Source organism: Rhodococcus sp. IEGM 1241 (genome assembly GCF_033142365.1).
In the GTDB taxonomy this organism is placed as follows: Bacteria; Actinomycetota; Actinomycetes; order Mycobacteriales; family Mycobacteriaceae; genus Rhodococcus_F; species Rhodococcus_F erythropolis.
In genome coordinates, this window is the sequence record NZ_JAWLSE010000056.1 from 1 (window position 1) to 1,416 (window position 1,416).

The window sequence follows — 1,416 nt, forward strand, 5'->3', positions numbered from 1 at the left end:
GGTGTGGATTCGACGTTGTCGGCGTGGTTCGATGATGCTGCTGCGCGGTTTGGTGATCGGATCGCGGTGCGGTTCGGTGGCGAGTCGTTGTCTTATGGTGAGTTGTCGGTTCGGGCGAATCGGTTGGCGCGCAGGTTGATTGCTCAGGGTTGTGGTCCGGAGTCGTTGGTGGCGGTGGCGTTGCCGCGGTCGGCTGATCTTGTGGTGGCGTTGTTGGCGGTGGTGAAGTCCGGTGCGGGGTATTTGCCGGTGGATCCGTCGTATCCGGCTGATCGTGTCGAGTTCATGTTGGCCGATGCTGCTCCGGTGGCTGCGATTTCGTGGTCCGGGCGTGAGTTGGTGTTGCCCGCTGGTTTGCCGGTGGTTGATATCGACGCGGTGGATGTGTCGGAGTTCGAGGGTTCGGTGGTGACGGATGCGGATCGTGTTGCGCCGTTGCGGTCGTCGAATGTTGCGTATGTGATTTACACGTCGGGTTCGACGGGTCGCCCGAAGGGTGTGCAGGTTCCGCACATCACGGTGGCGAAGTTGTTTGCGAATACCGAGAGTGTGTACGGGTTCGACGAGTCGGATGTGTGGACGATGTTCCACAGTTATGCGTTCGACTTCTCGGTGTGGGAGTTGTGGGGTCCGCTGTTGTACGGCGGCACGTTGGTCGTCGTGGACTATGTGACGTCGCGGTCGCCGGAGCAGTTCCTGGAGTTGCTTGCTGCTGAGCGGGTGACGGTGCTCAATCAGACGCCGTCGGCGTTCTATCAGTTGGCCGAGGCTGATCGGTTGGCGTCGGAATCCGGTCTGGCTGCCGAGTTGTCGTTGCGGTGGGTTGTTTTCGGTGGCGAGGCGCTTGAGCTTCGACGCTTGTCGGACTGGTATGGCCGCCGCGGTGACTCTGCGCCGACGTTGGTGAACATGTACGGCATCACGGAGACGACGGTGCATGTCAGCCATCGTGTGTTGGATGCTGCGTTGGCGGCGGATGCGTCGGCGAGTGTTGTGGGTCAGGCTATTTCGGGTCTGCAGGTGTTCGTGCTCGATACGCGTTTGGCTCCGGTGCCGGTTGGTGTCGCGGGTGAGATGTATGTCTCGGGTGTGCAGTTGGCTCGGGGTTATCTGGGTCAGGCGGGGTTGACGTCGACGCGGTTTGTGGCGAGTCCTTTTGCTGCTGGTGAGGTGTTGTACCGCACGGGTGACGTGGCGTCGTGGAACAGTGCTGGTGATCTGGAGTATCTGGGTCGCGCGGATGATCAGGTGAAGATCCGTGGGTTCCGGATCGAGATCGGTGAGATCGAGTCTGCGGTGTTGGCGGATGTGTCGGTGGCGCAGACGGCGGTGGTTGTTCGTGAGGATTCTCCGGGTGATCAGCGGTTGGTGGCGTATGTGGTTTCGGCTGCGGGTGTGAGCGTTTCGGTCGACGAT

The 1,416-nt window shown here is 61.0% G+C and carries 1 protein-coding gene; it reads left to right on the forward strand.

Annotated features, from left to right (window positions below):
- The coding region (locus R4P70_RS32580) for an amino acid adenylation domain-containing protein (RefSeq protein WP_283569766.1) at positions 1-1,416 on the forward strand (1,416 nt) is incomplete at both ends.